6 protein-coding genes are annotated in these 7,105 nt (G+C 65.5%); all 6 read right to left on the bottom strand.

The genetic code is table 11. The features are described from left to right. Positions 1-1,875 (bottom strand): 1-deoxy-D-xylulose-5-phosphate synthase (gene dxs, locus VMR03_RS08640; protein ID WP_325404237.1); only part of this gene is annotated, 1,875 nt, incomplete at its 3' end. Between the two features lie 45 nt (positions 1,876-1,920). Continuing rightward, complete coding sequence (locus tag VMR03_RS08635; RefSeq protein WP_325404235.1) at positions 1,921-2,835, bottom strand: farnesyl diphosphate synthase; 915 nt, start codon at positions 2,833-2,835, stop codon at positions 1,921-1,923. 4 nt (positions 2,836-2,839) lie between these two features. Beyond that, entirely contained in the window at positions 2,840-3,088 is a 249-nt protein-coding gene (locus VMR03_RS08630; protein WP_325404233.1) for an exodeoxyribonuclease VII small subunit, read from the bottom strand. Between the two features lie 15 nt (positions 3,089-3,103). Then, positions 3,104-4,033: a histone deacetylase family protein gene (locus VMR03_RS08625; protein WP_325404231.1), complete on the bottom strand. Its 930-nt coding sequence runs from the start codon at positions 4,031-4,033 to the stop codon at positions 3,104-3,106. Between the two features lie 103 nt (positions 4,034-4,136). Next, positions 4,137-5,192, bottom strand: coding sequence for an MBL fold metallo-hydrolase (locus tag VMR03_RS08620; protein ID WP_325404229.1), 1,056 nt, complete (start codon positions 5,190-5,192; stop codon positions 4,137-4,139). Positions 5,193-5,277: 85 nt separating this feature from the next. Further along, on the bottom strand, positions 5,278-7,068 hold the full coding sequence (locus VMR03_RS08615; protein WP_325404227.1) for an acyl-CoA dehydrogenase family protein: 1,791 nt from the start codon (positions 7,066-7,068) through the stop codon (positions 5,278-5,280). Positions 7,069-7,105: the final 37 nt, after the last annotated feature.

The raw sequence follows: 7,105 nt of genomic DNA, 5'->3' as shown, positions 1-7,105 counted from the left end.
GAGCGCCGTTTCGACAATCGACGGCGCATTGAGGCCCGCGACCTCATACATCTTTTCCGGCTTGTCGTGATCGATAAACACATCCGGGAAGGCGAGCGGTCGCACCTTGAGCCCGCGATCGAGCGCGCCGGAACGGGCGAGAAAATCGAGAACGTGGCTGCCGAAGCCGCCGACCGAACCTTCTTCCACCGTGATCAGCACTTCATGCTCGCGGGCAAGCCGCGCCACCAGCGCCTCGTCGATCGGCTTGGCGAAGCGCGCGTCGGCAACCGTCGTCGAAAGACCGAGCGCCGAAAGCTGTTCCGCCGCCTTCAACGCTTCGGCAAGACGCGTGCCGAGCGAGAGGATCGCGACCTTCGTACCCTCGCGGATGATGCGGCCCCTGCCGATTTCGAGCGGCGTTCCGATCGCCGGCATATCGACGCCGACGCCCTCGCCGCGCGGATAGCGGAAGGCGGACGGCCTGTCGTCGATCTCGACCGCCGTCGCGACCATGTGTTTGAGTTCCGCCTCGTCCGACGGCGCCATGATGACGAAATCCGGCAGGCAGGCGAGATAGGCAATGTCGAAAGCGCCCGCATGCGTCGGCCCGTCGGCGCCGACAAGGCCGGCGCGGTCGAGCGCGAAGCGCACGGGCAGACGCTGGATCGCAACGTCATGCACGACCTGGTCATAGGCGCGCTGCAGGAACGTCGAATAGATGGCGCAGAAGGGCTTGAAGCCTTCGGTCGCAAGCCCCGCCGCGAACGTCACGGCATGCTGCTCGGCGATCCCGACATCGAAAGTCCGCGTCGGAAAATGCTCGGCGAACATATCGACGCCCGTGCCACCCGGCATCGCGGCCGTGATGGCGACGATCTTGTCGTCCTTCCCGGCATGCGCGATCAGGCTTTCGCCGAAGACTTTCGTATAGCTCGGCGCATTGGCGATGGCCTTGGCCTGCGTGCCGGTGATGACGTCGAACTTGGAGACGCCGTGATACTTGTCCTCGGCGGCTTCGGCGGGGCCATAGCCCTTGCCCTTCTGCGTCACGACATGGACGAGGATCGGCCCATGGCCCGCATCGCGCACATTTTTCAGCACGGGCAGCAGGTGATCGAGATTGTGCCCGTCGATGGGGCCGACATAGTAGAGGCCCAGTTCCTCGAAGAGCGTGCCGCCGGTCGCCATGCCGCGCGCATATTCTTCCGCGCGCCGCGCGCTTTCCTCGATGCGCTTGGGAAACATCTGCGCGATTTCCTTCGCGAGGTGGCGCATGGAGAGATAGGCGCCGCCGGAGATCAGCCGCGCAAGATAGGCGCTCATGCCGCCGACGGGCGGCGCGATCGACATGTCGTTGTCGTTGAGAATGATGATGAGCCGGCTGTCCATCGAGCCGGCATTGTTCATGGCTTCATAGGCCATGCCCGCCGACATCGCGCCGTCGCCGATCACCGCGATGACGTTGTTCCTGCCGCCCTTCAGATCGCGCGCGACGGCCATGCCGAGGCCCGCCGAAATCGACGTCGAGGAATGCGCCGCACCGAAGGGGTCGTAGTCGCTCTCGGCCCGCTTGGTGAAGCCCGACAGCCCGCCGCCCTGCCGCAAGGTGCGGATGCGGTCGCGGCGGCCGGTCAGGATCTTGTGCGGATAGGCCTGATGGCCGACATCCCAGATCAGGCGGTCGTCCGGCGTGTTGAAGACGTAATGAAGCGCGACGGTCAGCTCGACCACGCCGAGCCCCGCGCCCAGATGCCCGCCCGTCACCGACACGGCGTCGATGGTCTCCGCGCGCAGCTCATCCGCCACCTGACGAAGCTCGGACTCCGGCAATGCGCGCAAATCAGCAGGAATTTTAATGCCGTCGAGAAGAGGCGTTTTGGAACTGTTGCTCAAGACTATCCTCGGCCGCAGCCGCTGCCGTCCGGATCATCCGGAGGCTCAGTTGCGGCGGTTTATAACGAACCGCGCCGCCTCACGCAAAAGGTCCGCTTTTTCATCAAACAAATCAAGATGTTGGATCGCCTGATCCGAGAGCATTCTGGCCTGGGCGCGGGCCCGTTCGGCTCCCAGGATCGAAACGAAGGTCGCCTTGCCGGCCTCGGCGTCCTTGTGGGTCGCCTTGCCGACAATGGCCGCATCCCCCTCGGCGTCCAGCAGATCGTCCGCGATCTGGTAGGCGAGCCCCATGTCATGGGCATAGGCGTGGAGCGCATGCAGCGCCTCGTCCGAAGCGCGGCCGAGCACGGCGCCCGCTTCGCAGGCAAAGGCGATCAGCGCCCCGGTTTTCAGCCGCTGCAGCCGCGTGATCGAACCGATATCGAGCGTGACGCCCTCGCTGGCGAGGTCGATCATCTGGCCGCCGACCATGCCGTGCCCGCCCGCCGCTTCAGCCAGACGGCGGACAAGCTCGATCCGGACGCGGGCGCGCTCGTGGGTCTCGGGATCGGCAAGAAGATCGAATGCGAGCGTCAGCAGCGCATCGCCGGCCAGCACCGCCGTCGCCTCGTCGAATTTCCTGTGCACGGTCGGCTGGCCCCGACGGAGGTCGTCATCGTCCATGCAAGGCAGATCGTCATGGACGAGCGAATAGGTATGGACGCATTCGACGGCGGCAGCCGCCCGAAGCGCCGACTCGCTGCGCACGTCGAAAAGCTTCGCGCTTTCGCAGACCAGAAACGGCCGGAAGCGCTTGCCGCCGGCGAAGATCGCGTAGCGCATCGCCTCGAAGAGCCGGCTCTCGGGCCCTTCCGCGCGCGGCAGGAACTGGCCGAGCGCCGCTTCGACTTTCGCCGTCGCGCTCACCATCGTCTGCTCGAAAAGCGACGTCGCCGCGCTGTCGGAGGATTGGGCCATCGAGCTATTCGACGTCGAGAGGTTCGGTGCCGACAGGCTCGCCGCCTGCCGAAAGCGTGATCTTCTCGACCTTCGCTTCGGCCGCCTTCAGCCGCGCCTCGCAATGGGCCTTGAGCGCCGTACCGCGCTCGTAAAGTTCGATCGACCTCTCGAGCGGCGCCTCGCCCGATTCAAGCTGGCTCACGATCTTTTCGAGCTGCGCCAGCGCTTCCTCGAAGCTCAGCTTGTCGATGTCCGATGTCGCCGCCGCCATGTCTCTCTCCTTCACTCAGGCCGCAAGCTGCAGCGCCCGCACATGCGCGCGGGCGCTCGAAGCAAGCGCGGCCAAGTCATACCCGCCCTCGAGCGTCGAGACAACGCGGCCATTGCAGAACGTGTTGGCAAGCTGCACCAGCTCCGTCGTCACCCAGGCGTAATCATCCTCCGTCAGCCGCAGATTGGCGAGCGGATCGGCGGCATGCGCATCGAAGCCCGCCGAAATGAAGAGAAATTCCGGCTGGAATTGCTCCAGCGCCGGCAGGATCGCATCGGTGAAAGCCTCGCGGAACTCAGTGGACCCGGCCCCCGGCGGCAATGTCTTGTTGAGGATGTTGCCGAGGCCGTGCTCGCTCGCCCGGCCCGTTCCCGGATAAAGCGGCCATTGATGCGTCGAGGCGTAAAAGAGGTTCGGATCCGTCTCGAAGGACGCCTGCGTGCCGTTGCCGTGATGCACGTCGAAATCGACGACGGCGATGCGCGTCAGCCCATGCGCCTCGCGGGCATGCAGCGCGCCGATGGCGACATTATTGAAGAGGCAGAACCCCATCGCCTGGTCGGGCTCCGCATGATGCCCCGGCGGGCGGATCGCACAGAAGGCGTTGCGCACGCGGCCGGCCATCACCTCGTCGACCGCGAAGGTAACGGCCCCGGCGGCCCGGAGCGCCGCTTCCACCGAGCCGGGCGACAGCGCCGTATCGGCATCGACGCGGCGAAAGCCCTCGACCGGCGCCCCGTTCATGATCGTCTCGACATGAATGGGCGGATGAACCCGCTCGATCGCCTCGACGGAGGCGCGCGGCGCCTCGACCCGTTGCAGCAGCGCGAATTCCTCGGCCTCCAGAGCGCCCAGCACCGCCCTGAGCCGGTCCGGGCACTCGGGATGGCCTGGCGGTGTCTCATGGTCGAAACAGGCCGCATGCGTGACGAGAAGAGTTTCCATAATGAATCCATGCCGCAGATGATGGAGCAGCATATCACCGGCGAGCACCCGCCGCCGTCGGCTTGGGTAGTTCGAGCGGAAATTTCCTACGCCACCGCGCCAACTAGGCCCGCCGGTACCAGTCCACGCCCTTCTCGTCGCGCGTCACCACGGCCTGTTTCCGTCCGATCAGGCAGTTCAGATGCGCGATGCTCTCGCCCGTCGCCATGAAGAAGACTTCAGGTCCGATCTTGCGCTTGAAGAGCGCCGGGAAGACGTCGATGGCGCGTTTCGGTTCGGCGAGGAGATCGTGAAGTTTCGACAAGCCCTCCTCGTGGCCGGCGATGAGCTGCGTCATCCGCGCATGGAGCCCGTAAAAGGGCTCGTTATGCGCGGGCAGCACCAGCAGATCGTCGGGCAGCGTCGCCCGGATGCGATGGCAGCTTTCGAGCCAGTCCTGCAGCGGATTCTCGTAAGCTTCCGTCGGATGCACGCTGACATTGGATGAAATGCGCGGCAGCACCTGGTCGCCGGAAATGAGGATCTTGGATTCTTCGCAATAGAGGCAGACATGCTCCGGCGCATGTCCCGAACCGATGACGACCTTCCAGCGGCGGCCACCGATCGTCATCTCGTCGCCGGCCTTCAGCCTGCGGAATATGTCGGGCATCGGCGAGACGTTGGACCCGAAGCCGCCGAAGCGCTTGCGGTAGCTTTCGATGCCGCGCTCGCTGAACCCCGCCGCGCGATAGAAATCGAGCGCGGCCTGCGGCGCCTCGCGGCCCGTATCGAGCACCAGCGTGCGGCAGAGCAGAAAATCCGTGCGCGACATCTGAAGCTCGATGCCCCATTCGCGCGTGAACCAGCCCGCGAGACCGATATGATCCGGATGGAGATGCGTGACGACGAGCCGCGTGATCGGCTTGCCCTTGAGCCCGCTGGCGAAGACCTGACGCCAGAGGCCCATCACCTCGTCATTGGCGACGCCTGTATCGACGACCGTCCAGCCGTCATCCTCTTCGAGCAGCCAGAGGTTGATGTGGTTGAGTTGAAACGGCAGCGGCATCCGCACCCAGTAGATGCCGGGCGCCGCTTCCATCATTTCGCCGGGCTCCGGAATGCGCGCCAGCGGATACCGCAAGGCGCTTTCGACGGGCTCGGCCAGTGATATGTCAGACATATGAACTCTCCACCCAAGGTTGATATGCGCCTCGGGAGCGGAGGTCAAACCAGCGAGGATTTATGAGGCAAACGCTGGGGAAAGTTCAGTCCGCGAGACCGTCCGCGTCGAGCACGAAAAGCGTCTCCGCACCCGCCGTTGCGGGCGCGAGAAGCCCCGCCGCCAGCGGCAATTGCTGCGCCGCATAGAAGCGCGCCGTCTGCAGCCGCGCGTCGAGAAAGGCGTCGCCTTCGGTCCGCACCGAGGCGAGCGCGCCGAGCGCGAGGAAATGCCCGCCCGCGACCGTGCCGAAGAGCCGCAGATAGGGCGAGGCGCCCGCGAGGCAATCGTCATGCGCCGATTTCAAGCGCGCCAGCATCCAGTCCGTTGCCGTGTCGAGCGTATCGAGCCCCTTGTCGAGCGCATCGCCGATGGCGGAAAGATCCTGCCGGTTCGACGTCCGCGCCCGTTCCGCCGTCTCGCGCATCTCGGCGATGAACCCTTTCACCACCGCGCCATTGCCGAGCGGCAGCTTGCGCGCGACGAGGTCGATCGCCTGAATGCCGTTGGTGCCCTCGTAGATCGGCAGGATGCGCGCGTCGCGGTAATACTGCGCCGCGCCCGTCTCCTCGATGAAGCCCATGCCGCCGTGAATCTGCACGCCGATGGAGGCGACCTCGCAACCGATGTCGGTCGAGAAGCTTTTCGCGATCGGCGTCAGGAGGTCCGCCCGCGCCTGACCCGCCGCGCGCTCTTCCGCGGTCTCGCCATGATGCGCCCGGTCGATCGCCACCGCATTCGCGTAGCAGATGCCGCGCGCGGCCTCCGTCATCGCCTTCATGGTGAGAAGCATGCGGCGCACATCGGGATGGACGACGATAGGCGCCATCTCGCCCGGCGCCAGCGTCGAGCCGGTCGGGCGTCCCTGTTTGCGCTCCGTCGCATAGGCGAGCGCATGCTGATACGCCCGCTCGGCCACCGCGACGCCCTGCGTACCGACCAGAAGCCGCGCATTGTTCATCATCGTGAACATGCAGGCGAGGCCCTTGTTCTCCTGCCCGATCAGAGTGCCGACGGCGCCGCCCTCGTCGCCATAAGACATGACGCAGGTGGGGCTGCCGTGAATGCCGAGTTTCTCTTCCAGGCCGACGCATTTCGCGTCGTTGCGGGCGCCCAGCGACCCGTCCTCGTTGACGAAGAACTTCGGCACGAGAAAGAGTGAGATGCCCTTCGTGCCCGCCGGCGCGTCCGGCAGACGCGCAAGCACGAGATGGACGATATTCTCCGCCATGTCGTGATCGCCATAAGTGATGAAGATCTTGGTGCCGGTGATGCGATAGGTGCCGTCGCCCTGCGGCACGGCCTTCGCCTTCAGCGCATTGAGGTCCGAGCCCGCCTGCGGCTCGGTCAGGTTCATGGTCCCGGTCCACTCGCCCGAGACGAGCTTCGGCAGATAGAGGCGCTTCTGTTCGTCGGTGCCATGCGCCGCAATCGCCTCGACGGCGCCCTGACTCAGGATCGGGCAGAGACCGAAAGCGATATTGGCCGAATTCCACATTTCCTGCATCGCGGTCGAGAGCGCGAGCGGCAGGCCCTGTCCGCCGAATTCGGGCGCGGCCGAAAGACTGCCCCAGCCGCCCTCGACCCAGCGGCGATAGGCATCGGCAAAGCCCTTGGGCGTCCTGACGCCATCGGCCTCAAGCCGGACGCCCTCCTCGTCGCCCGTCTTGTTGAGCGGCGCCAGCACATCGCCCGCAAGCTTCGCCCCCTCTTCGAGCACGGCCTCGATGAGATCGGGCGTCAGCTCCGCAAAGGCGCCCTTGCCCGCCAGCGACCCGAGCCCCGCCACTTCATTGAGCACGAAAGCCATGTCACGGACGGGGGCGCGGTAGGTCATTGGGGAATTCCTCGAACGGATACTGAAGCGGTTCTAA

The sequence above is a fragment of the Parvibaculum sp. genome (assembly GCF_035511255.1).
Lineage (GTDB): Bacteria > Pseudomonadota > Alphaproteobacteria > Parvibaculales > Parvibaculaceae > Parvibaculum.
This window is presented reverse-complemented; position numbering and strand designations above follow the sequence as displayed.